19 protein-coding genes are annotated in these 23,574 nt (G+C 64.0%); 11 read left to right on the top strand and 8 right to left on the bottom strand.

Going from position 1 to position 23,574, the window contains the following annotated elements:
• From AC04MI_RS14420 to AC04MI_RS14410, 3 genes are all read left to right on the top strand, one after another.
• The coding region (locus AC04MI_RS14420) for an acyl-CoA dehydrogenase family protein (protein ID WP_476498034.1) at nucleotides 1–581 on the top strand (581 nt) is incomplete at its 5' end.
• 129 nt (nucleotides 582–710) lie between these two features.
• Nucleotides 711–1,826 carry an acyl-CoA dehydrogenase family protein gene (locus AC04MI_RS14415; protein ID WP_436078083.1) on the top strand — a complete coding sequence of 372 codons (1,116 nt, stop codon included), beginning with the start codon at nucleotides 711–713 and terminating at the stop codon, nucleotides 1,824–1,826.
• Between the two features lie 88 nt (nucleotides 1,827–1,914).
• A complete protein-coding gene (locus AC04MI_RS14410) occupies nucleotides 1,915–3,309 on the top strand; it encodes an alpha/beta fold hydrolase (protein ID WP_436078084.1) in 1,395 nt (464 codons plus the stop codon).
• Nucleotides 3,310–3,368: 59 nt separating this feature from the next.
• Here the strand turns inward: AC04MI_RS14410 and AC04MI_RS14405 are convergent, their stop codons facing one another.
• The 3 genes from AC04MI_RS14405 to AC04MI_RS14395 all read right to left on the bottom strand — a co-directional run bounded on the left by AC04MI_RS14405 (nucleotide 3,369) and on the right by AC04MI_RS14395 (nucleotide 7,267).
• Complete coding sequence (locus tag AC04MI_RS14405) at nucleotides 3,369–3,926, bottom strand: DUF3617 domain-containing protein (protein WP_108498121.1); 558 nt, start codon at nucleotides 3,924–3,926, stop codon at nucleotides 3,369–3,371.
• Between the two features lie 77 nt (nucleotides 3,927–4,003).
• Nucleotides 4,004–6,457 carry an IPTL-CTERM sorting domain-containing protein gene (locus AC04MI_RS14400; protein WP_436078085.1) on the bottom strand — a complete coding sequence of 818 codons (2,454 nt, stop codon included), beginning with the start codon at nucleotides 6,455–6,457 and terminating at the stop codon, nucleotides 4,004–4,006.
• Between the two features lie 126 nt (nucleotides 6,458–6,583).
• A complete protein-coding gene (locus AC04MI_RS14395; RefSeq protein ID WP_436078086.1) occupies nucleotides 6,584–7,267 on the bottom strand; it encodes a response regulator transcription factor in 684 nt (227 codons plus the stop codon).
• Nucleotides 7,268–7,335: 68 nt separating this feature from the next.
• Here AC04MI_RS14395 and AC04MI_RS14390 point away from each other — a divergent pair, with 68 nt between their 5' ends.
• Both AC04MI_RS14390 and AC04MI_RS14385 read left to right on the top strand, forming a co-directional pair.
• Nucleotides 7,336–9,402, top strand: coding sequence for a sensor histidine kinase (locus tag AC04MI_RS14390; protein ID WP_476498033.1), 2,067 nt, complete (start codon nucleotides 7,336–7,338; stop codon nucleotides 9,400–9,402).
• A gap of 136 nt (nucleotides 9,403–9,538) precedes the next feature.
• A complete protein-coding gene (locus AC04MI_RS14385) occupies nucleotides 9,539–10,849 on the top strand; it encodes a tetratricopeptide repeat protein (RefSeq protein ID WP_476498032.1) in 1,311 nt (436 codons plus the stop codon).
• A gap of 53 nt (nucleotides 10,850–10,902) precedes the next feature.
• On the opposite strand, the gene AC04MI_RS14380 is transcribed toward AC04MI_RS14385, so the two are convergent.
• Nucleotides 10,903–11,460, bottom strand: coding sequence for an HNH endonuclease (locus AC04MI_RS14380; protein ID WP_056060991.1), 558 nt, complete (start codon nucleotides 11,458–11,460; stop codon nucleotides 10,903–10,905).
• Between the two features lie 167 nt (nucleotides 11,461–11,627).
• Here AC04MI_RS14380 and AC04MI_RS14375 point away from each other — a divergent pair, with 167 nt between their 5' ends.
• The 4 genes from AC04MI_RS14375 (at nucleotide 11,628) to AC04MI_RS14360 (ending at nucleotide 18,069) form a co-directional block, all read left to right on the top strand.
• Entirely contained in the window at nucleotides 11,628–12,680 is a 1,053-nt protein-coding gene (locus AC04MI_RS14375; protein ID WP_476498031.1) for a bifunctional riboflavin kinase/FAD synthetase, read from the top strand.
• 113 nt (nucleotides 12,681–12,793) lie between these two features.
• Entirely contained in the window at nucleotides 12,794–15,679 is a 2,886-nt protein-coding gene (gene ileS / locus AC04MI_RS14370) for an isoleucine--tRNA ligase (RefSeq protein ID WP_476498030.1), read from the top strand.
• Nucleotides 15,679–16,182 carry a signal peptidase II gene (gene lspA, locus AC04MI_RS14365; RefSeq protein WP_476498029.1) on the top strand — a complete coding sequence of 168 codons (504 nt, stop codon included), beginning with the start codon at nucleotides 15,679–15,681 and terminating at the stop codon, nucleotides 16,180–16,182. Before ileS ends, lspA begins: the two co-directional genes overlap by 1 nt.
• 231 nt (nucleotides 16,183–16,413) lie before the next feature.
• Nucleotides 16,414–18,069, top strand: a complete 1,656-nt coding sequence (locus AC04MI_RS14360; protein WP_476498028.1) for a Na/Pi cotransporter family protein — start codon at nucleotides 16,414–16,416, stop codon at nucleotides 18,067–18,069.
• A gap of 68 nt (nucleotides 18,070–18,137) precedes the next feature.
• Here AC04MI_RS14360 and AC04MI_RS14355 read toward each other — a convergent pair whose 3' ends face one another.
• Nucleotides 18,138–19,118 (bottom strand): bile acid:sodium symporter family protein, encoded by a 981-nt coding sequence (locus AC04MI_RS14355; RefSeq protein ID WP_056062101.1) that lies wholly within the window; start codon nucleotides 19,116–19,118, stop codon nucleotides 18,138–18,140.
• Nucleotides 19,119–19,249: 131 nt separating this feature from the next.
• Here AC04MI_RS14355 and AC04MI_RS14350 point away from each other — a divergent pair, with 131 nt between their 5' ends.
• Nucleotides 19,250–20,173 carry a LysR family transcriptional regulator gene (locus AC04MI_RS14350; protein ID WP_436078089.1) on the top strand — a complete coding sequence of 308 codons (924 nt, stop codon included), beginning with the start codon at nucleotides 19,250–19,252 and terminating at the stop codon, nucleotides 20,171–20,173.
• Nucleotides 20,174–20,256: 83 nt separating this feature from the next.
• Here AC04MI_RS14350 and AC04MI_RS14345 read toward each other — a convergent pair whose 3' ends face one another.
• A complete protein-coding gene (locus tag AC04MI_RS14345; protein ID WP_436078090.1) occupies nucleotides 20,257–21,189 on the bottom strand; it encodes a LysR family transcriptional regulator in 933 nt (310 codons plus the stop codon).
• 97 nt (nucleotides 21,190–21,286) lie between these two features.
• Between AC04MI_RS14345 and AC04MI_RS14340 the strand changes: the two genes are divergently transcribed.
• Entirely contained in the window at nucleotides 21,287–22,378 is a 1,092-nt protein-coding gene (locus tag AC04MI_RS14340) for an SDR family oxidoreductase (protein WP_436078091.1), read from the top strand.
• Here the strand turns inward: AC04MI_RS14340 and AC04MI_RS14335 are convergent.
• Nucleotides 22,332–23,165, bottom strand: coding sequence for an NUDIX hydrolase (locus AC04MI_RS14335; protein ID WP_476498027.1), 834 nt, complete (start codon nucleotides 23,163–23,165; stop codon nucleotides 22,332–22,334). The two genes, AC04MI_RS14340 and AC04MI_RS14335, sit on opposite strands and share 47 nt — an antisense overlap.
• The coding region (locus AC04MI_RS14330) for a zinc-binding dehydrogenase (RefSeq protein WP_476498026.1) at nucleotides 23,162–23,574 on the bottom strand (413 nt) is incomplete at its 5' end. The genes AC04MI_RS14330 and AC04MI_RS14335, both read right to left, overlap by 4 nt.

Here is a 23,574-nt window from a genome sequence, read left to right as displayed (position 1 = left end):
CCATCAAGCTGCTGGACGGCGAGTGCGAGGTGAACGAGGTGTTCTTCGACAACGTCGAAGTGCCTGCCGAGAACCTGATCGGCGAAGAGAACAAGGGCTGGACCTACGCCAAGCACCTGCTGAGCCACGAGCGCACCAACATCGCCGACGTGAACCGCAGCAAGCGCGAGCTGGAACGCCTGAAGCGCATCGCCAAGACCGAAGGCGTGTGGGATGACCTGCGCTTCCGCGACCAGATCGCCCTGCTCGAAGTGGACATCGTCGCTCTGGAAATGCTGGTGCTGCGCGTGCTGTCCGCCGAGAAGTCGGGCAAGAACTCGCTGGACATTGCCGGCCTGCTCAAGATCAAGGGCAGCGAGATCCAGCAACGCTACGCCGAGCTGATGATGCTGGCCGCCGGCCCCTTTGCCATGCCCTTCATCGAAGAGGCCATGGAAGCCGGCTGGCAGGGCAACTTCCCCGGCGGCGTCACCGCCAACGCACCGCTGGCATCCACTTACTTCAACCTGCGCAAGACGACCATCTACGGTGGCTCCAACGAAGTGCAGCGCAACATCGTGGCGCAGACCGTTCTGGGCTGACGCCCAGTACGGTCCGCGCCTTGCGCGACAGGACTGCTCCCCCGTGCCCCCTCCGGGAGGGGGTTCCCGATAGAGCTTCGCTGGTTGTTGAGGGCGCCATGGCGCCACAACCGGCACAAGGAGAGACAAATGGATTTCGATTTTTCTGACGACCAAGAACAACTGCGCGACGCCGTGCGCAAGTGGGTGGACAAGGGCTACACGTTTGAGCGCCGCCGCGCTGCCGTGGCCGCAGGCGGTTTTGACCGCGCCGCCTGGGGCGAACTGGCCGAGCTGGGCCTGACCGCCCTCACCGTGCCCGAAGCGCACGACGGCATGGGCCAGGGCGCCATTGATGCGATGGTCGTGGCCGAAGAACTGGGCCGCGGCATTGTGCTGGAGCCGATTGCCCAAGCCTTCATTGCCAGCAGCGTGCTGTCGCACTACGCACCGGCCGACGTACAAGGCGCCTGGCTGCCCCGCGTGGCCAGCGGCGAAGCCCTGGTGGTGCTGGCCCAGCAGGAGCGCAAGGCGCGCTACCGCCTGGACGTTTGCGATGCAAAAGCGGCCAAAGCGCAATCAGGATATGCGGTAACAGCTATCAAAAGCGTAGTGCCCGCTGGCGACAAGGCCGACGCCTTCATCGTGCCTGCACAGCTGGACGGCAAGATCGCCCTCTTCCTGGTCGAGCGCACGGCGAGCGGCGTGACCACGCAGGGCTACGTCACGCAAGATGGCAGCCGCGCCGCCGAGGTGCAGCTGGCCAACGCCCCCGCCACGCTCATTACCACCGACGGCCTGGCCGCGCTGGAACTGGCCGTGGACACCGGCATTGCCGCCGCCTGCGCCGAAGCCGTGGGCGTGATGGACAAGACCGTGGCCATCACGGTCGAATACATGAACCAGCGCAAGCAGTTTGGCGTGTTCATTGCCAGCTTCCAGGCGCTGCGCCACCGCGTGGCCGACATGAAGATGCAGCTGGAGCTGGCCCGCTCGATGAGCTACTACGCCAGCCTGAAGCTGGGCGCCCCCGCCGCCGAACGCCGTGCCGCCATGGCCCGCGCCAAGGTGCAGCTGGGCCAGTCGATGCGCTTTGTCGGCCAGCAAGCGGTGCAACTGCACGGTGGCATTGGCGTGACGGACGAATACATCGTGAGCCACTACTTCAAGAAGCTCACGCAGCTGGAAGTGACTTTTGGCGACACGCTGCACCATCTGGGCGAAGTGTCCGCCCGCATGCAAGACACGGCGGGCGTGTTTGCCTGATGTGAACTGACGCAGGCGCGTAACACCCGCAAACGATGCTCGTGGATTACCCAGTCCACGGGCATTTTTTCTTTTTGGAGACTCCCCCATGAATCACGCATTCCTGTTGCCACGCCGATCCCTCTTGCTGGCAGCCGCTGCGGCCGCCGGCCTGGCGCTGGCAGGCTGCGCCACCCAGAGCCCCAGCCTGGCAGAAGCACCGCCCATCGTCTTTGTGCATGGCAACGGCGACACCGCCGCGCTGTGGCAGACCACCGTCTGGCGGTTCGAGTCCAACGGCTGGCCCCGCGAGCGACTGCACGCCATCGACGTGCCCTACCCCCTGTCGCGCGATGAGGACGCCAAGCCCCAGCCGGGCCGCACCTCGGCCGCAGAGCACATGGCCTACCTCAAGGCCGAAGTGGACAAGGTGCTCAAAGCCACAGGCGCCCGCCAGGTCGTGCTGGTCGGCAACTCGCGCGGCGGCAATGCCATCCGCAACTACATCTACAACGGGGGCGGCGACAAGACGGTGAGCCACGCAATCCTCGGCGGCACACCCAACCACGGCGTGTGGGCGATACCGGGGTTCCGAGAAGGCAACGAGTTCTCGGGCACAGGCCCCTTCCTCAAAGCGCTGAATGCCCCCAAGAACGCTGCGGGCGACGAAGTGAGCGGCCCGGTGAAATGGCTGACCATCCGCTCGGACAACAACGACAAGTTCGCCCAGCCCGACGGCCTGTGGATCGGCCAGAAAGGCACGCCCACCAACGTGACCGCCACCGGCCCCGAACTCAAGGGTGCCACCAACGTGGTGATTCCACGCATCGACCACCGCGAGACTTCGTACTCCCCCGTTGCGTTTGAAGCCACCTATCGCTTCATCACCGGCAAGGCCCCCGCACGCACCGAGATCGCCGCGGAGAAATCCGTAGTGATCAACGGCAAAGTCACGGGCCTGGGGGTGGACTCTGCCGACCCCAAGACCGGCAACTTCAGCAACAACCTGCCCCTTGCGGGGGCCCAGCTGGAGGTGTACGCCACCGACTCCGCCACTGGTGCACGCACGGGCAACCCGCTGCTGCGAAAGACAGTGGGTGCTGATGGCCAATGGGGTCCGTTGGTGGTTGCACCCGGCGCACCCATCGAGTTCGTAATCACCGCGCCTGGATATGCCACCACCCACATCTACCGCAGCGGCTTTCCGCGCAGTAGTGACCTCATCCATCTGCGCGCAGAACGCATGGCCGATGCCGACAAGGGCGCCGAGAGCGTTGTGACCTTGACCCGCCCGCGCGGCTACCTGGACCCGGCGCGCGACAAGATGCTGCTGGATGGTGCAGTGCCTGCGGGCGTGCCCGCTGGTGCCGGCGTCGCATCTGCCAAGGTCAAGCCCGCGGGGGGCGTGCGCAGTATTGCCGCCGAATTCAATGGCGAGCGCGTCGTGGGGCAAACATGGCCTGCCGCGCAAGGCCACGTCGTCATGCTGGAAGTCAGCCAGTAGTTGGCCGATATTCCGTAGCCCGCTTCAAGGCGACGCATTAATTTGAGGGCACAGGCTCGTCAGTGCGAGTGCCCTGCATGTCCGTGGCTTTCCGCGCGCTTGCGGTCTTCCACGACGTTCACAGTCGCTCCATTGGGCAGCACCATGTCCCCTGCCCGCTGCGTTGCGCCACATGCACCCAACCAGCGGCCCTCGAACTCGGTACGCCCTGGAGCGAAACGCACAGGTTTGGAATAAGTGACCTCAAAGACGCCACGGTAGGCGGTTTGAAGGTCGCCAGACAGCTGCACCGTGGCATCCACGCGGTTGTCGTGCACGTAGCAAACGGTGCGAACCTCACTGCCCAGTGCATTTTTCTTCGCCGTCACGTTGTGGCAGTGTTCCTGACCAGGCACGATCGCAAGCAACATGATTGGCTCCGCTTGGCGATCAGTGCATTGCAGGACCTTCTGTTCGCTGGCTGTCGGGTTGCCGCCACTGCGAACGATGACCTCCCAGAGCCCCGACTTTCGCGCCGGCATCTGCTGCGCATTTGCGCAGTTGGTAACTGCAACACCCATCCACACGCCCAGGCCAACAAGGCAGGACAAGCGTGCGATATGCGCGATCTGTCTCATCGAAAATCTCCAGTAAAAAGGGGCTGGCTGTGCACGACGGAACACGCCAACCCCGGGATTCATCCCTTCTGACAGGTTCAACGCGCCTGTCGGCGATGGAAGTAAATGAAGAGCGCAGCCATCAATGCTGACAGTATCAACAGTCCCCATTCAGACAAGGTTGGAATGGACGCTGGAACGGCCAGCGCCACAAAAGTCACGCCCACCGTACAAGACGCATTGACAGGGTTTGTCGTGTAGGTGGTGCCGACGAGGGTGCCGCCGCAAGCGCTACCACCGGCAGCGACGCGTGCCACAAAACCAGGGTCGGGCGTTACTGTGTAGACCACGGTGTTACCGGGGGCTGCGACATTGGTCACCCCCAGGGGGGTGACAGTGCCATTCGTCCCAGCAGTTGCCGTCACGGTCAGCGGTGCAAAGCTGAAAGCCACATTGCAATCGGCGGTCACTGGGTTGACGGTGTAGGTGTTGCCGGTCAGCACGCCAATGCAGGATCCACTGGCGCTGGCGACGTTGCCTGCGTTTGGGGTGAGCGTGTAGGTCACAGTCCCTCCCACTGGCACAGTGCGCGAGCTAGCGGGAGCCACAGTTCCCCCGGTTCCAGACGTCATCGTGACGGTAGCGGACAGCGCGAAATTGGAGACTACAGCGACGTCCGCAGTCATGGCGGGCACGGTACATGGGTTGGCGGTGCCCGTACATGCACCCGACCAGCCGGTGAAAATGCTGCCCGATGCCGCAGTGGCGGTGAGTATGGCCTGGCCACCGTCTGCTACTGGGAGCGTGCATGAGGCACCGCAGTTCATGCCGGCAGGCACACTGACCACCGTGCCACTGCCCGCACCCGACTTGGTGAGGCTCAGGTTATGCAGCATTGCGGCTACCGAGTTGGTGTCGCCAGCAGTATTGTTGGCGGTGTTGCTGTCGGTGATGCCTGCGGGAGTTCCAATGTTGAAGACCGTGGATGCCGAAGTCGGCCCAGTCACGGTCGCACCGAAGGTGAGCGTGACACTCCCCCCTACCGGGATGTCCAGCAGCACGCCGCCTCCGGTCAGCGCGCCCGCAGCAGGCGCGCCGCCCTGACACGATCCCCCCCCTGTGCCGCTGCATGTCCAGTTGCCCACCGTGAGACCCGTCACAGTCGGCTGAGTCAATGTCGCTCCAATCACAGGAACCGGCCCGTTATTGCTCACCACCACGGTGTATGTGGAGGAGCTGCCCACAGCGGTGGCCGATGCACCATCGCTCACACCGACCACCAAATCCGTCAACGTTGCGCCACTGACAACACGGGTCTGCACCAAGGGGCCCAGTACCGTGCTGGCCCCAGTGGCCGACATGGAGTAAGTGCCATGGTTGAGCGAGTTGGTCGGACTGCTAGTACTTGCACCAGCCGGCACACCCCATACGATCTCGAAAGTCCCGCTCTGGTGGTCGACCAACGAGCCGAAGTCGCAAGTCACCGTACCCGCCGAACCCACCGCCGGTGTCGTGCAGGTCGCGCCGGCAGGTGCTGTCACCGACTGAAACACCGCATCGACGGTGGCAGTGTTGGCAGCGTTCCGCACTTGCGGGCTCTGAGCGCTGACTATGCTGTTGAAAACCATTACCCCGCTGTTGTTACTATAGGTGTAGGTGTAGGTCACGTTGTCGCTCGGCTGGGCCGTGGTGGGGCCAGTGGCAGTGACCAGCAAACCTGCAAAGAAGGGGCCGATCGAATCCACATAGACCTCCCCCGAGTGACCACCCTGGCTGCAACCTGCTGCGATCACCTCGACTTCGACGGTATCGCCTACATCCAACAGTCCATTACCAGGAGCAACGTCAATCGCCTGCCAGCCGGTGTACTGGTAGCCGCCCAGGGTCTGCCATGGCACACCCGGCTGCGCCGCAAAGTTGAATGTGTAGAACAGGCGCGTGCCCTTGGTAACGTTACGCACTTCGACGTAGAAATAGGCTTGCTGCTCAGGGCTGTGGCCGCCGTCCTGGATCACCGGTGCAACAGCCATGCGCAAGTGCACTTTGCCATCCACAGGGTCCACATCGGTAAGCAACATCTGGGCGGACTGCTGGATTCCGCTGGCACGGTTGTTGTTGCCCCGTGCGTTGATCCGTGCGCTGTATGAGCCCTGAAACGGGATGGCGAGGGCTTGTCCTGGTGCGTCCGGCGCGCTCGCTGGCGTACCGGATGCCGTATTCACCACCTGCGTCACCGGGGCTGTGACCGGGGGCTGCAAATTCAGATGGCTTTTCTGGGTGGGAGGAAACGTAGCAATACCGTTGTTGCGGTAGTTGGTCACCGTCCAGCCCGTGAAATCTCCACTTTCGAAATTGCCGTTAACCACCCCCGCCTGTGCGGTGGATGCAAAACACAGCGCCCCAACAAAGAGCGCGAACACTCCACGCAGGCAGTGCAGAACTACGGTCCGCAGTGCCATCCAGTTATCGATCGTTTCCAACACTTTCCCCTCTTGGTAAACCGCAAAGCTCCACGGGTAGCTGCGGGCTGACTCACACGAAAAAATTCGCACCCAACGACAGGCGTGCAGACAAGCCTCTCCCCTCGTTGGCATTCAAGCCATCGAAAAAGATTCGGTATCTGGTGGGATGGGTGGGCGGTGCTGCGCCAGTGCAGCAGGCGAAGCCCTTGGGCAGGGCTATGTCACGAAGACGAGCCCCTTGCCGAACACTGCACGCACCGGCAAGGGCGTGCCAGTGATTTCCAGGGTTTTGCGGCGCAACCGGTTGAGCGCCGACTCGATACGGTGGAAGTCGTCTTCCAACCCTCTTCCACCCACGGCCTGCATCAAGATCTGCTTGCTGACAACCACGCCCTTTGTCTTGAAAAGACAAGTCAGGAGTTCAAGTTCACGGGTGGTGAGAGGCACCAACATTTGATTGGGCGCGCGCAAGGCCGCATTCGCAGCGTCGAGTTGCCAGGGAACAGCAACCGACGCGTCGATCTCCCCTTGCAAGCGCTTGCTGCGTAACTGGGAACGGATGCCAGCCACGAGTTCCTGCATGTCCACAGGCTTCACAAAATACTGCAATGCACCGGCATCTAGACCCCTGATCCGACTGTCGAGATCGGCACGGGCAGTCATGAGTACCGTGGGGACGCCCTGAGAAGCCAACCGGGTGAGCAAGCCGAGTCCGTCTTCTCCTGGCAACCCGATGTCGACGATCACCAAATCCACGCGCGACTGCAGCAGACGAACGTAGAAGTCCTCTGCGGACTCCGCGCCCCAAGACTGAAAGCCAGAACGCGCCAGAAATCGGCACACATTGCTGCGGATGTCTTCGTCGTCTTCTACGACAGCAATGATGGGTTCAGCAGACATGAGAAAAATGGGAACTAATCGGGAAGTGAGCTTGCGTAACATTGTGTCAGCGCATCGAACCGCCAGCCATGCACAAGAACTCTCAAGAACTCACAGAATCGATGCATCAAAAGCCCTCACGAACAACGTCCTTCCCCCTGACCGCACTTTGGCTCTGTGTTCTGCTTTGGTGCAGCCTGCTATGCGTACCGGCACAAGCGCTGGAATCGCAAACCAGTTGGCAGCTGGGTTGGGACATCCCCATGGACAGACTGGATGATGAAAGCGGGAACCTGGAACCAGAGGCAATCAGCGCCATTCCAGCGGAACGAGCGACATCCCGACTTAAAGCGCCTTTGAACGGTGGGTATCTGCGCCATACCGTTTGGCTGCGTTTCAAGGTGCCTGCCCTCCCCCCCGAACATGAACCGGGGGATCTGTGGCTGCTCGCACAACCGACCTATCTTGACTATGTGACCCTGTACCAGAAGGGCAGCGATGGTGCGTGGTATCAGCAGGACAGCGGCGATCTGGTGCCCACGGATCGCAAACCGGGCGTTCGGCAACATCTGTTCCGTTTGACGCCTGGCCAAGTGGCTCTCATCCGAATTCGTACGTCCAGTGCGACGCAGTTCCACGCGGACATTCTCGACACCTATGCACTCGCAACCACCGTAGCGTCCGCAGAGCGCCTCATGGGGCTCTACTTCGGCGCCATGGCCGCTCTTCTAGTCGGCATCTGGGCCGCTACCGTCATTTTCCGTACCCGTGCGCTCTTCTCGCTCGCGGTCCTGGTGACCGCCAGTGCAATTCATGTCTTCAACGTGCGGGGTTATTCAAGCCTCTGGTCTCCACCGGACTTCATCTTCTGGGACAGCAACGCGGTGAGCATAGGAGCCTTTCTGCTACCCGCAGCGCTGGCGTGGCAGATCAAGGAGCAACTGACACGCAATACGCCCTACCGGTGGACCGACAGATTTCTGACATTCCTCATCGCTGTGAATGTGCTGGGAGCATTCAGTGGGCCTTTAGGTTTCTACCCTGATGTGGCGTGGGTCAATCTGATCTCTCTGCTGGCCAGCGACATCGTAGGAATATCACTGTGCTGGCTGGCCTTACAGCGGCGAGACCGCCTCGGTCCRCATGTGCTTTTGCTCCTGGCATACGGTCTGCACTGCGTGTGCGGTGTGCCGATCGCCATTCTCATGACGGGTCAGATTCAATGGAACGTCGATGCGACATTGATCTGGCAACTTGAGGCCATCGTGTTCACCGCCCTGCTGGCCAGTGCGGTGTTCGTGGGGATGGTGACCCGGTATCGAAAAGCCCAGCGAGCCAAGGACCAGGCCATAGAACGGCTGGCGCTGTCCGAGCAGTCGCTGGAGGAACGCATCCTGCAGCGGACCACGGAGCTCTCGGCGGCCCAAGTCGCGCTCGCGACATCGCTTGAAAGCGAGCGAGCCTTGCGACATGAACAACGGCAGTTCTTCCACATGATCAGCCATGAATTCCGAACACCTCTGACCGTGATCGATAGCGCTGCAGCAGAGCAGCAGAGTTTTCCATCCGCCGAACTGCAGCCCCAGGTAGATCGAGCCGCACAGATACGCAGAGCCAGCAGGCGCCTGACCGCATTGGTCGACAGTTGTCTGATCAATGAACGGCTGGATCACAGCGGCCTCGCGCTGCAGGCATCACCGGTCAAGGTCAGTGACTTGCTTCACCACGCCGCTCAACTCGTGCACTGGTCGCCGCGCCACCACTTGCAGCTCTTTACCGACTCAGCGCCTCTGGAATGGGTCTGCGACGCGACACTGGTGCACATTGCCCTATCCAACCTGGTGGACAACGCTGTGAAGTATGCGACCGCTGGAGAAATATTCATTGCGGCGCAAAAAGGTGAGACAGGACTGCTTGAAATCTCTGTGGCCGACGAAGGCTCTGGAATGTCGCTGGACGTGATGAACCGCATTTTTGAACAGTTTGAGAGAGGCGACCGTACGGACCAAAGCAAGGGATTTGGCCTTGGACTGTGGGTTGCGCGCCGCATTGCACGCCTGCACGGGGGCGACATCACCGTCCAGTCCAGCGAGGGCCAAGGCGCCTGCTTCACATTGACGCTGGCCTCGCAACGCATCAGCCCAAGCGGGAGATGAGGCGCCAGGGTACCCGCGTCGCCAGAAAGCTGCGTAGGCGGAATCCTGGATAATCGACCCTCGCAATTCTTGTTGACACGGGGCCTCCTGTGTCCGGCGCACCGCCCGGCGGTCCATTTTCAAAGTTCCAGTATCCATGAGCGCAACAGCGACAGACCCCAACCTTCAGCACCTGACCCAGGCCCGAGAGCAGATTGCGCAAGGCGATCTCAAGAAAGCCGCGCTCACGCTCAACAAAGCCAACGCACAATGGCCTCAGGATCCCCGGGTTTTCATGCTAGGCGGTCTGCTGGCTGAAAAGGCGGGCAACGTTCAAGGTGCTTTTGACGCGCTGCGCAAATCGGTGGCCCTGGCTCCCGACTGGGGCCCTGGACTGCTGGAGTTGGCGTTGCTGCTGGCGCGCCAGAACCAGTTCCCAGAAGCTATAGAGACCGCTGAAAAGTTGGCCGCACTCGAACCTAAGAACCTGCAGGTGCTTGCAGGTGTGATCGATATCGCGCACCGTGCCGGTCATTTGGAAATGGCTGTCCGCCACCTGCAGCGAGGCCTTGAGCTGGTGCCCGGTGATATCGCGCTGCGACGCTTGCTGGCTCGTGACCTGAGTGAGCAAGGCAAGCACGAGGAGTCCCTTGCGATCTGGGACAGCTTGGTGCAGGAACAGCCTTTGGATCCACAGTCGCTGGTAGGCCGTGTACAGGCGTGCATTGCAGCCGGGAAACCAAYCGACGCCAGGGAGAACACGATCGCTTTGCTGGGCTTGGCACCGGATGACGCGGTGTACCAGTACTACGGACAGCTTGCCGACGGTAAAACGCCTGGGGAACAGCCCCCCGAACTAACGCGTTCTATTTTTGACAATATGGCTGAGTTTTACGATTTGCACGTTGTGCGTGGTCTCAAGTACCAATTGCCCAAGCAAGTCGGAGACAAGATCCTGGCGAGACACCCTGACAAAAAGATCAATGTCCTAGATCTTGGCTGTGGTACGGGGCTGCTGGGGGTGTGCCTGGGTCGCCTGGATGGCGCGCTGGTGGGTGTGGACCCATCGATGAAGATGATTGAGCAAGCAGCGCGACACAACGTCTACGACCGCTTCCATACGGTGAATTTACATGACGCGCTGCGCGAGACGCCCGGTGCGCTTTATCAGGTGATTGCTGCGCTTGACGTGTTCATCTACGCGGGCGAGGTGGCGCAAGCCATCCCCAACGCGCACCGCGTTCTAACGCCGGGCGGCATGATCGTCTTCTCGTTCGAGTCAGCCCCCGAACAAGGCCCCGACATGATTTTGCAACCTAGCGGCCGATATGCGCACAAGCGCAGCCACGTGGAAGCAGTGTGCAAATCGGCTGGGTTTGCCACCGTCGAGATCGAGGAAACCGTGCTGCGCGAAGAAAACCAAGCCCCCGTCCTCGGGCTCCTGGTAACCGCCCACAAGGCAGCTTGACCGATTGGCAAGGTGCCGCCGCACCGTGCACGCAGACGGTGTAGACCCGAGCGTCACGTCAACAAGCGCGATGACTTCGGCACGTGCGCCATCAAAAACTCCATCTGATCGGCCAGGATGCGCCGGTTGCGCAAGATGAAGTCTTCCCACAGACTGGGTACATAGGGCGCATACAGCAGCGGCATGTGCGCCTGCTCTGGCGTGCGGGGGCCCTTGCGGTGGTTGCAGGGGCGGCAGGCCGTGACCACGTTCATCCAGTGGTCCTGGCCGTTGCGGGCGAAGGGCACGATATGTTCGCGCGTCAGGTCTTCTTCGTGAAAGTGCCCGCCGCAGTAGGCACACACATTACGGTCGCGGGCAAAGAGCTTGCTGTTGGTCAGGCTGGGCTTGAGCTCGAACGGATTGATGCTGGGCACGCCCTTGGTGCCGATGATGCTGTTGATGGCGATCACCGATTGCTCACCCGAGATGGCGTTGTGCCCGCCCCGGAACCGGGCAATCTGGGCACCAGATTCCCAGCGCACTTCCCCGGCGGCGTAATGAATGACCGCCTGCTCCAGCGAAATCCACGATTGGGGCAGCCCTTGGGCTGACAGCTTCAAGACCTTCAAAACACGCCTCCTGGAACACAAAGTACACAAGGATCGGAACGCAGATGTCTCGCGGGCAGCCCTGCGCGGGGCCAGCCGTGGGTCACAATATACTCCGTTTTCATGACAAATTGGCGTCCTGCGCTTATTGCGCTTGCACAGACCGCTATCAAAAAGATAACAAACCGATGAAGATCTTTCGCGGATTCCACCACCCTGGCATCGCTGACGCCTGCGCGCTGACCATCGGTAATTTCGATGGCGTACACCGAGGTCACCAGGCCATGTTGGCCCTGTTGAACAGCGAGGCGGCACACCGGGGGGTGGAGAGCTGTGTGCTCACTTTCGAGCCCCACCCACGCGACTACTTTGCCGGTGCACACCACAAGCCGGAACTCGCACCAGCCCGGATCGGCACCCTGCGAGACAAGCTCACCGAGCTGGCACGCTGCGGTGTGCAGCAGACTGTGGTGCTACCGTTTGACGCGCGACTGGCCGCACAGTCGCCCGAGGCCTTCATTGACGAGGTGTTGGTGCGCGGCCTGGGYGCSCGCTACGTGCTGGTGGGCGACGAYTTCCGCTTTGGCCGCCAGCGAGCGGGCGACTACGCCATGCTSGACGCSGCCGGGCAAGCCAAGGGCTTCGACGTAGCGCGCATGAACAGCTACGAGGTGCACGGCCTGCGCGTGTCCAGTTCCGCCGTGCGCCAAGCCCTGGCGGCGGGCGACATGGAGACTGCCGCACGCCTGCTGGGGAGGCCCTACACCATCAGCGGCCATGTGGTGCATGGCCGCAAGCTGGGGCGCGAACTGGGCGCCAGCGCGGAAGGCGCGGGCGACGGTTTTCGCACCCTCAACCTGCGGTTTGCGCACTGGAAACCCGCCGCCAGCGGCATCTTTGCCGTACTGGTCCATGGTCTCGCTGGCGAGCCCTTGCCGGGTGTGGCCAACCTGGGCGTGCGCCCCTCCCTGGACCCCAATGACGTGAACGGCGGCCGCGTGCTGCTGGARACCCATTGCCTGCACTGGCCTKCSGAACTGGGWGCCGAAGGGGCSTACGGTAAAATCGTSCGYGTGGAACTMCTGCACAAACTGCACGACGAACTGAAGTACGACAGTCTGGACGCCCTGACGACGGGTATCGCGAAAGACTGTGCGGATGCGCGCGCCTACTTTGCATCGGCCCACGCCGCTCCCAACCACACCGAGACCCGGCGACAGACCACGCGCGACCGAATTTAGGGGGCTGCCTGCGCAGCGCCTGCCCTGCAGGCACTACACCTCCCGCGTTTCGCTCCCTGTTTCCCCGCATTGCTCCGGGCCTGCCCCGGAATGCCCCGTTTTAAGGCTCCTTCATGTCCGACAACGCCAGTACCCCCGCATCCACCGCCACGGACTACCGCAGCACGCTGAACCTGCCCGACACCCCCTTCCCCATGCGCGGCGACCTGCCCAAGCGCGAGCCGGGCTGGGTGAAAGACTGGGAAGACCAGGGCGTCTACAAGCGCCTGCGCGACGCCCGCCGGGGCGCCCCCAAGTTCATCCTGCACGACGGCCCGCCCTACGCCAACGGCCAGATCCACATGGGCCACGCGGTCAACAAGATCCTGAAGGACATGATCACCAAGGCGCGCCAGCTGGAAGGCTTTGACGCGCTGTACGTACCTGGCTGGGACTGCCACGGCCTGCCGATCGAAAACGCCATCGAGAAGAAACACGGCCGCAACCTGAGCCGCGACGACATGCAGGCCAAGAGCCGCGCGTTTGCCACCGAGCAGATCGCGCAGCAGATGGTGGACTTCAAGCGCCTGGGCGTGCTGGGCGAATGGGACAACCCCTACAAGACCATGAACCCCGCCAACGAGGCGGGCGAAATCCGCGCCTTCCAGCGCGTGATGGAGCGTGGCTTCGTGTACCGAGGCCTCAAGCCCGTGTACTGGTGTTTTGACTGCGGCTCGTCGCTGGCCGAGTTCGAGATCGAATACCAGGACAAGAAGAGCACCACGCTGGACGTGGCCTTCAAGTCGCACGACCCCGCCAAGCTGGCAGCCGCCTTTGGCCTGCCCGCGCTGGCAAAGGACGCCTTCGTCGTCATCTGGACCACCACCGCCTGGACCATCCCCGCCAACCAAGCGCTGAACCTGAACCCCGAGATCAGCTACGCGCTGGTGGACACGGGCGAGCGCATCCTGCTCGTGGCAGAGCCGCTGGTGGCGTCGTGCCTGGAGCGCTACGGCCTCACCGGCAGCGTGCTGGCCACCACCCTGGGCAAGAACCTGGGCGGGCTGGAGTTTGAACACCCCCTGTACGACGTGGCCAGCGAAGACGGCAGCTTTGGCTACCGCCGCCTTTCGCCCGTGTACCTGGCCGACTACGCCACGGCCGACGACGGCACGGGTATCGTGCACTCCTCGCCCGCCTACGGTCTGGAAGACTTCAACTCCTGCCGCGCGCATGGCATGGCGCTCGACGACATCCTGAACCCSGTGCAGGGCAACGGCASCTAYGCGSCCGACTTCCCGCTGTTCGGCGGSCAGMACATCTGGAAGGCCGTGCCKGTGATCATCGMRGCSYTGCGCRACGCMGGMCGCCTGATGACCACCAAGGACATCACRCACAGCTACCCGCACTGCTGGCGCCACAAGACGCCGGTGATCTACCGCGCCGCSGCSCAGTGGTTCRTSCGCATGGACGARGGCGAAGGCGTGTTCACCCAGCCCGGCATGAAGCCCGCCAAGACGCTGCGCCAGAYCGCGCTSGAYGCCATCGARCASACCAGYTTCTACCCSGAGAACGGCAARGCSCGCCTGCACGACATGATCGCCGGGCGGCCSGACTGGTGCATTTCACGCCAGCGCAGCTGGGGCGTKCCSATCCCGTTCTTCCTGCACAAGGATTCGGGCGAGCTGCAYCCGCGCACSATGGAAATCMTSGACCAGGCCGCMGACATCGTSGARAAGGGYGGYATCGAGGCCTGGAGCCGCGTSACGRCCGAAGAGATCCTGGGCGCCGAAGACGCGCCGCATTACACCAAGAGCACTGACATCCTGGAAGTGTGGTTCGACTCCGGGTCTACCTTCAGCCATGTGCTGCGCGGCACGCACCCCGAGGTGCACCATGACACCGGCCCTGAGGCCGACCTGTACCTCGAAGGCCATGACCAGCACCGCGGCTGGTTCCACAGCTCGCTGCTGCTGGCATCGGCGCTGGAAGGCCGCGCGCCSTAYCGCGGCCTGYTSACSCACGGCTTCACSGTGGAYRSCMAGGGCMKCAAGATGAGCAAGTCGCTSRRSAAYGGCATCGACCCGCAGGARATCARCAAGAAGCTGGGCGCCGAGATCATCCGCCTGTGGGTGGCCGCCAGCGACTACTCGGGCGACATCGCAGGCGACGAGAAGATCCTGGCGCGCGTGGTGGACGCCTACCGCCGCATCCGCAACACACTGCGCTTCCTGCTGGCCAACGTGAGCGACTTCGACCCGGCCAAGGATGCCGTGCCGTTTGACCAGATGCTCGAGATCGACCGCTATGCGCTSWCSCGCGCGKCSSAGTTCCAGGCCGAGRTSCTKGCGCACTACAAGGTGTATGAGTTCCACCCCGTGGTCGCCAAGTTGCAGCTGTACTGCTCGGAAGACCTGGGCGGCTTCTACTTGGACGTGCTCAAGGACCGCCTGTACACCACGGCGCCCAAGAGCCTGGCGCGCCGCAGTGCCCAGACGGCGCTCTACAACATCACGCACGCCATGCTGCGCTGGATGGCGCCGTTCCTGTCGTTCACGGCCGAAGAGGCGTGGAAGGTGTTTGGCAACTCCGACTCCATCTTCCTGGAGACCTACGGCAACGTGGCGGGCGTGGGTGCCGGTGCCGACGAAGGCCTGTTAGCCAAGTGGGCGCGCATCCGCGAGATCCGCGAYGYGGTCAACAAGGASATCGAAGCMSTGCGCGCCGMMGGYMRGGTCGGCTCGTCGCTGCAGGCCACCGTCACCCTCACGGCTGCGCCGGAGGACCACGCACTGCTGGCCAGCCTGGGCGATGACCTCAAGTTCGTCTTCATCACCTCCGCTATTGAATTGGTAGCTGGTAGCGCTTTGCAGATCAGCGTCAAGCCCAGCTCCGACACGAAGTGCGAGCGCTGCTGGCACTACCGCAGTGATGTGGGCAGCGATGCCGCCCATCCCACCATCTGCGGCCGCTGCACCAGCAACCTCCACGGCGACGGCGAAAGCCGGGCGCACGCGTGATGGCGCGCACAGCACAGGCCGGACGCACCGGCGCGGGCATGTGGCCATGGCTGGCATGGGCGGTGTTGCTGATGGGCGCCGACCAGWTCACCAAGACGCTGATCCTCAACCACTACCAGCTGGGCGACTCCACGTTCATCACCAGCTTCTTCAACATCGTGCGCGCGCACAACACAGGCGCAGCGTTCTCGTTCTTGTCGGACGCGGGCGGCTGGCAGCGCTGGCTGTTCACCGGCATCGGCGTGGCGGCCACGATCTTCATCGTGTGGCAGCTGCGCGCRCACCCGGGCCAGAAGTTGTTCAGCTTTGCGCTGTCCAGCATTCTGGGTGGCGCAGTGGGCAACGTGGTGGACCGGCTCATGCACGGCTATGTGGTGGACTTCTTGCAGTTCCACTACGCGGGCTGGTACTTCCCGTCGTTCAACCTGGCGGACTCGGCCATCACGGTGGGTGCGGCCTGCCTGATCCTGGACGAGCTGCTGCGGGTGCGGCGCGAGCGTTGAGGCCACGCTGGCTTTGTTCCCCCTGAACGGCCCGCTGCATGCGGGCCGTGCTGTTTGTGCGCAGCAACGCACCCAGCGCCGACATGGGCATCTGCTCCAGCGCTATGGAATCAGGAGTATGCTTATGTGTCAGTTTTATGACAGCCCGGTGTGCGCGGTTCTTGCATTGGCCCCTGGGTCTGGTCATCGCAGGGTTTGCGCCCATCACAAGAAGAAGAAACAACGGTTTTCATGAAGCATCTCCTCAATCTCCTGGCAGCCGTGGCGCTGCTGATCTGGGGCACCCACCTGGTGCGCACCGGCATCCTGCGCGTATTCGGCGCCAACCTGCGCCAGCTGATTGCGCACAGCGTCAGCAGCCGCTTCACCGCTGTGCTCTCCGGCATTGGCGTGACGGCGGTGGTGCAGTCCAGCACGGCCACCGCGCTCATCGTGTCGTCCTTTGTGGGCCAGGGCCTGGTGGGCCTGCCTGCGGCGCTGGCCGTGATGCTGGGCGCCGACGTAGGCACCAGCGTGATGGCAGTGGTGTTCTCCATGGATCTGTCGTGGCTGTCGCCCCTGTTCATCTTTGTGGGCGTGGTGCTGTTCATCTCGCGCAAGGACACCGCCGTGGGCCGCGTGGGSCGGGTGCTGATCGGCCTGGGGCTGATGCTGCTGGCGTTGCGCCTCATCACCGAATCGACCACGGTGCTCACCCAGTCGCCCACCGTGCGCACCCTGCTGGGCGCGCTCACCAGCGATCTGCTGCTGGAGATTTTTACCGGCGCCATTCTGGCCATCGTGGCGTACTCCAGCCTCGCCACCGTATTGCTCACAGCGGCGCTGGCGGGCTCGGGCGGTATTCCGGCGGACGTGGCGCTGGGTCTGGTGCTGGGCGCCAACCTGGGCAGCGGTGTGCTGGCGGTGTTGACCACCATGAAGTCCAACGTGCAGACACGCCAGGTGCCCCTGGGCAACCTGTTCTTCAAGATCATTGGCGTGCTCATCATGACGCCGCTCACCGGCCTGTGGCTGCAGCATGTACGGCCCTATGTGCCCGAAACCGCCGCCCTGGTGGTGCTGTTCCACCTGGCCTTCAATATCGTGGTGGGCATCGTCTGCATTGGCCTGACAGGTACGGTGGCGCGGGCTGTGCAGCGCCTGCTGCCGGTTGAAAAGGCGCAGGCTGCCGCAGGCACCCGTCCCCAGCATCTGGACCCCTCCGCCCTGGCCACACCATCGCTCGCCATCTCGTGCGCGGCGCGCGAAGCCCTGCATCAGGCCGACGTGGTCGAATCAATGCTGCTGGGCTTGCACAAGGTGATCCGCACGGACGACCTGCAGTTGGCAGAAGACCTGCGCAAGCTCGATGACGAGGTGGACGGCCTGTACTCGGCCATCAAGTACTACATGACCAAGATCTCGCGCGAGGCCCTGGACGAACGCGAGGGCCGSCGCTGGGCCGACATCATCAGCTTCACCATCAACATGGAGCAGATCGGCGACATCATCGARCGSGTGMTSATCGACATCGAGGACAAGAAGATCAAGAAGGGCCGCCAGTTCTCCGAGGCGGGCATGGAAGAGATCAACGAGCTGCACGCCCGCCTGATCGACAACCTGCGGCTGGCGATGAGCGTGTTCTTGAACGGCAGCGTGCGCGACGCACAAAAGCTGCTCGAAGAAAAAGCGCGCTTTCGCGACCTGGAACACGCCTATTCGGCCACCCACCTGGCACGCCTGTCAGACAACACCGTGCAGAGCATTGAGACCAGCTCACTGCACATTGACCTGATCAGCGAGCTCAAGCGCATCAACTCGCTGCTGTGCTCGGTGGCCTACCCCATTCTGGAATCGGCCGGCGCCCTGGCGCCCAGCCGCCTGCGCGCGCTCAACGAACAAAGTTGAAGCCTTTTGGGCTGCAGGCGCATATTCCCTATGCGCCTACAGCTACATAAAAGATAGCAAACTAGCATCTACGCACTGCGCCGCGCATAGCGTTGCGCCAGCACCGCACACACCATCAGCTGCATCTGGTGGAACACCATGATGGGCAGCACGATGGCGCCCACCGCGTGCGACGCAAACAGCACCTTGGCCATGGGCACACCGCTGGCCAGGCTCTTCTTGGAGCCGCAGAACACCAGGGTGATTTCGTCCTCCTTGGAGAACCCCATGCGCCGCGCGACCCAGGTGGTGGTCACCAGCGCCAGGGTCAGCAGCACGGCGCACACCACCACCAGGCCCAGCAGTGCAGACGCTGGCAACTGCCGCCACAGCCCCTCGACAACCGCTGCGCTGAAGGCGGTGAACACCACCAGCAGGATAGAGCCCTGGTCCACCAGCTTGAGCGCTGCCGCACGGCGCTGCACAAAACCGCCAATCCACGGACGCAGCAGGTGGCCCGCCACAAAGGGCACCAGCAACTGCAAGGTGATGCGGCCGATGTTAGCCAGCGTGTCATGCTGCGCAGTGCCTGCCTGCTGCTGCGCCTCGGGCAGCAACAGGCCCACTAGCAGCGGTGTGATCACAATGCCCAGCAGGGTCGATGCCGACGCGCTGCAGATGGCCGCCGGCATGTTKCCGCGCGCCATGGCCGTGAACGCAATGGCCGACTGCACCGTGGCTGGCAGCACGCACAGGTACAGGATGCCGGTGTAAAGCCCAGGCGTGACCAGCGGCAGCAGCACCGGCCGCAGCGCCCAGCCCAGCAGCGGGAACAGCACAAACGTGGTGCCCACGACCACCAGGTGCAGCCGCCAGTGCGAGAGCCCCGCCACGATGGCATCCCGCGAGAGCTTGGCCCCGTGCAAGAAGAACAGCAGCGCCACCGCAGCCACGGTGATCCCCTCCAGCGCCTGGGCCGCCACGCCCGATGCGGGCAACACGCTGGCGAGGGTGACGGTGCCCAGCAGTGCCAGGGTGAAGTTGTCGGGGAGAAAACGGGAACGGGCCATGGGTGACAGCGCAGCGGCAGCGCAAAAAATGCAAAGGGACATGGGGCATACAAACCCCCAAGACACGCATTGGACCGCAGCCTGATTCCAAAGAGAAATGGATTTCTCTGATGGATTTATGATTCGAGCGCATGAATATCACCCTGCGCCAGCTGCACGTGTTTCAGTCGGTGGCCGCCACCCGCAACTTCAGCCGCACCGGCGATGCGGTGGGACTGACCCAACCGGCCGTGAGCCGCTGCATCACCGAGCTGGAAGCCCAGCTGGGCCTGAAGCTGCTCAACCGCACCACGCGCGAAGTGACGCTGACCGATGCGGGCCAGCGCCTGTCGGCACGCCTGCCACGTGTGCTGGAGGAGCTGGAGAACACGCTGCTGGACGTGCGGGAACTGGCCACCGAGCGGCGCGGCCGCGTGCGTGTGGCCAGCAGCCCCACGCTGTCGGCCAACCTCATGCCCGACTGCATAGCCGACTGCCAGCGCACCCTGCCCGGGCTGGAGCTGGTGCTGCTGGACCGCATCCAGAGCGCAGTACTGGCCAGCGTGCTGTCGGGCGAGGTGGACTTTGGCGTGGTCATCGACCCCAGCGAGCGCGAGGCGCTGCACTGCGAGACCATCCTCACCGAACCCTTTTGCCTGGCCTGCCCGCCCGACCACCGGCTGGCGGGCAAGCGCAAGGTGCGCTGGACCGACCTGCAGGGCGAAGCGCTGGTGCTGCTGGATCACGAATCCGGCAGCCGCCGCCTGATCGATCGCGCCCTGGCCGAGCACGGCGTGACCTGCACGGTGGCTCAGGAGGTGGGCCACCCCACCACCATCTTCCGCATGCTGGACGCAGGCCTGGGCATCTCGGTGATCCCCACCCTGGCGCTCCCGCCAGAAGGCCTGACACAGCTGGCGGTGCGCCCCCTGGTGCCGCGCGTGGACCGCGAGATCATGCTGGTACACCGGAGGCACCGCGCGCTCTCGCCCGTGGCGCAGGCGGCCTGGGACCTGGTGAAGGCGGTGGCGGTGCAGCGCAATGGCACGCAGGCTATTAGCAACAAAGGCCGTTGAAAAAACGGCTCCCAAGGTACTTCCATGGGCATCTTCAGCTGCCCAATAGATCGCCGCCTTCCACACCCATCCGATTCAGCGGACTAGTCGGCAGATTCGTCGCTGCCTAGTCCTTCGACAAGGTACCGCTCCAGCCCCACCACCAGCGCATCAAACGTGCGCCTGCAGCGCGGACTGGTGCGCAGGTCCTCATGCATCACCACCCAGGTCTCCAGCCCGTATTGAAGCTGCTGCGGCAGCACCCGCACGAGTGCGGGGGCGCTGCGCCGGGCCAGTGCTTCCTGGCAAATGCCGATGCCGGCGCCTGCGCGGACAAAGGCCAGCTGCGCCACATCGCTGTCGCTGCGCACGGTAAACCGATCTCGCCGCCACACAGGCAGGGCCTTTTGGGCCGCACGCAAAAAAGGGGTTTCTGCATCAAAGCCGATCAGGCGGTGCTGCGCCAGCTCGGCCAGGGTGGCGGGCATGCCCTGGGCGGCGATGTAGCGCGGATGGGCATACAGGCCCAGCGGGATGGTGCCCACGCGGCGGGCGATGAGCGCGTCCTGCCGGGGTTCGGTCATGCGGATGGCGATGTCGGCCTCGCGCTGCAGCAGGTCGTGCACGCGGTTGCTCAGCACCAGCTCCACCGTCAGCGCGGGGTGCTCGGCCTGCAACTGCGCAAGGAGGGGCGGCAGCACCTCAACCCCCATCACCTCGCTGGCGCTCACTCGCACCGTGCCGCGTACGCCGTCGCCCTGGCTGTCAGCCGCGCGCACCAGGGCCGCCGCAGAGTGGCCCATGGCTTCCGCGTAGCTGCGCAGGGCCAACGCGGCCTCGGTCGGCAGCAGGCCCTGCTGAGAGCGCGTGAAGAGCACCAGCCCCAGGGCCTGCTCCAGGGCGGCAATGTGGCGGCCCACTGTGGGCTGTGTCACCCCCAGCGCCCGCGCGGCGCCCGACAAGGAGCCCTCTCGCAGCACACCGAGGTACGAACGGTACAGCTCCCAGCCAATGTCATGGCGATCCGGTTGGTCCATACATAAATGTATAGCCAAGCACTCATTTTCAGCAATTCCATTGGATTGCCCTGGCGCAGACACTGCCTCCATCCATAGGTTTTGAAGGAGTATCGAGATGAGCAACAACCCCACGGGCAGCCGCCCCAAGGTACTGGTTCTGGGCGCCACCGGCGGCATTGGCGGCGAGGTGGCGCGCCAGCTGCGTGACCGGGGGTGGGAGGTGGTGGCAATTCACCGCAACGCAGCGCAGGCCAGAGAACAGCGCGACGGGTTCACCTGGGTTCGGGGCGACGCGATGACCCTCGCCGATGTGATGGCCGCCGCCACGGGCTGCCAGGTGATCGTGCATGCGGTCAACCCGCCCGGCTACCGGCGCTGGAGCGAGCTGGTGCTGCCAATGATCGACAACACGATTGCAGCGGCCCGGGCGCACGGGGCCACGGTGGTGCTGCCAGGCACCGTCTACAACTACGGGCCTGACGCCTTCCCGGTGCTGCACGAAGACGCCCCCCAACACCCCCGCACACGCAAAGGCGCCCTGCGGGTGGAGCTGGAGCGCCGCCTGCAGCAAGCCACCGTGCCACACCCGCTGGAGGAGACATGCCGCGTGATCATCGTGCGCGCGGGCGACTTCTTCGGACCGCAGGCGGGCAACAGCTGGTTTGCGCAGGGCCTCATCCAGCCGGGCCGACCGGTGGCCACGGTAAAGCAGCCAGGCGCGCCCGGCGTCGGGCCCCAGTGGTCGTACTTGCCGGACGTGGCGCGCGCCATGGTGTTGCTGCTGGAGCGGCGCGCCGAGCTGCCCGCGTTTGCCCGTTTTCACCTGGCCGGGCATTGGGATGCCGATGGCACGCAGATGGCGGCCGCCATTGGCCGTGTGGTGGTGGCGCGGGGCGGCCAGGCGCCGCGCGTACAGGCTTTTCCGTGGTGGCTGGTTACGCTGGCCTCGCCGTTCGTGACCACCTTGCGTGAAATGCGCGAGATGCGCTACCTGTGGCAGCAGCCGGTGCGCATGACCAACGACCGGCTCCGGGCGGTGCTGGGCGAGGAGCCACACACCCCGCTGGACGAGGCGGTGCAGGCCACCTTGCAGGGCCTGGGCTGCCTGCCAGCCTGCTCCGGTAGCAGCGGGAGCGGGCACGCCCAGGCCGCACCGGCAACTACACCCCCAGGAACCCCGCAATCACCAGCCCGGCTTCCAACGTGAACGCCCCTTGGGCGACGCGCTCCCGGACCACCTCCAGAGGCAGCAGGTCAAAGCGCTCGACCTCGCCGTCCTGGTTGTCGGGCTCCATGCCCTGAGGCACCTGGGCGCGGAACCAGTCGATGCGCTCGACCATGAAGCCCGCGCCACCGCCCTCGCGGCTGGGGCGGCTGAACAGCACCTGGCCCCCGTGCGCCACGTCGGCCAATGCCTCCACCCGCAAACCGGCCTCTTCCCAGGTTTCGCGGGCCAGGGCCTGCGGCAGCGAGTCGGCAGCGGAGACCATGCCACCCATCAGCGTGTCCCACAGCCCAGGGTTGTTGGGTTTGGTCAGGGAACGCTTTTGCACCCACATGCGTCCGTCGGGCGCCAGGCCGACCAAGTGCACAGCGCGGGTAGCCACGCCCAGCACGCGCACCGCCCCGCGCTCCACGGTGCCGATGACCTCGCCCGCCGGGTTGGTGACCGCCAACTGCTCATCACGCCAGGGGCCGCACAGGCCTGCATCGCGCAGCGCGGCGGCCAGGGTGTTGAGGGCATCCGTGGTGTCGGCGGGCGATGCCTGCAAATGCCAAGCAAGGCCCTGAGAATGCTCTGCTTCTGATAGCTGGTAGCGCTTATTCATCAAGCGCTTCAGGCTGATTTGGCTGAAAAACCCCGGCGCTACCGAGCCCACCACCTGCCCCGCCACCACCAGGGGCTGGCGCGGCTGGGCCGGTGGCTGCTGCGCCGCCTGGCGTGCCCCTGCCAGCCACTGGTCGAAGGTGGGCGCCTGTACAGCCGCGTTCACAGCGTGAGGATGGTGCAGCCGGTGGTCTTGCGCGCCTCCAGGTCGCGGTGGGCCTGCTGCACGTCGGCCAGCGGGTAGCGCTGGTCGATGTGGATCTTGACCTGCCCGCTGGCAACCACAGCAAACAGGTCGTCCGCCATGGCCTGGGTGGCCTCACGCGTGGCGATGTGGGTGAATAGCGTCTGGCGCGTGACGTACAGCGAGCCTTTGGCCCCCAGGCTGCCCGGCGCAAACGGTGCCACCGGGCCGGACGCGTTGCCGAAGCTGGCCATCAAGCCGAAGGGGCGCAGGCATTCGAGCGACTTGTCCCAGGTGTCCTTGCCCACCGAGTCGTACACCACCTTCACGCCCTTGCCGCCGGTGATCTCCTTSACGCGSGCCGCRAAGTYCTCGGTGCTGTAGTTGATGG

This window comes from Acidovorax sp. LjRoot204 (genome assembly GCF_056175785.1).
Note: the sequence above shows the minus strand (reverse complement) of the source record. Positions and strands in the feature narration are given on the sequence as shown.

Bases quoted from the DNA above. Each gene is read 5' to 3' on its own strand.
- AC04MI_RS14350 (WP_436078089.1), top strand. From the start codon at position 19,250: ATGAATATCACCCTGCGCCAGCTGCACGTGTTTCAGTCGGTGGCCGCC.
- AC04MI_RS14340 (WP_436078091.1), top strand. From the start codon at position 21,287: ATGAGCAACAACCCCACGGGCAGCCGCCCCAAGGTACTGGTTCTGGGC.
- AC04MI_RS14345 (WP_436078090.1), bottom strand. From the start codon at position 21,189: ATGGACCAACCGGATCGCCATGACATTGGCTGGGAGCTGTACCGTTCG.
- AC04MI_RS14415 (WP_436078083.1), top strand. From the start codon at position 711: ATGGATTTCGATTTTTCTGACGACCAAGAACAACTGCGCGACGCCGTG.
- AC04MI_RS14395 (WP_436078086.1), bottom strand. From the start codon at position 7,267: ATGTCTGCTGAACCCATCATTGCTGTCGTAGAAGACGACGAAGACATC.
- AC04MI_RS14405 (WP_108498121.1), bottom strand. From the start codon at position 3,926: ATGAGACAGATCGCGCATATCGCACGCTTGTCCTGCCTTGTTGGCCTG.
- AC04MI_RS14410 (WP_436078084.1), top strand. From the start codon at position 1,915: ATGAATCACGCATTCCTGTTGCCACGCCGATCCCTCTTGCTGGCAGCC.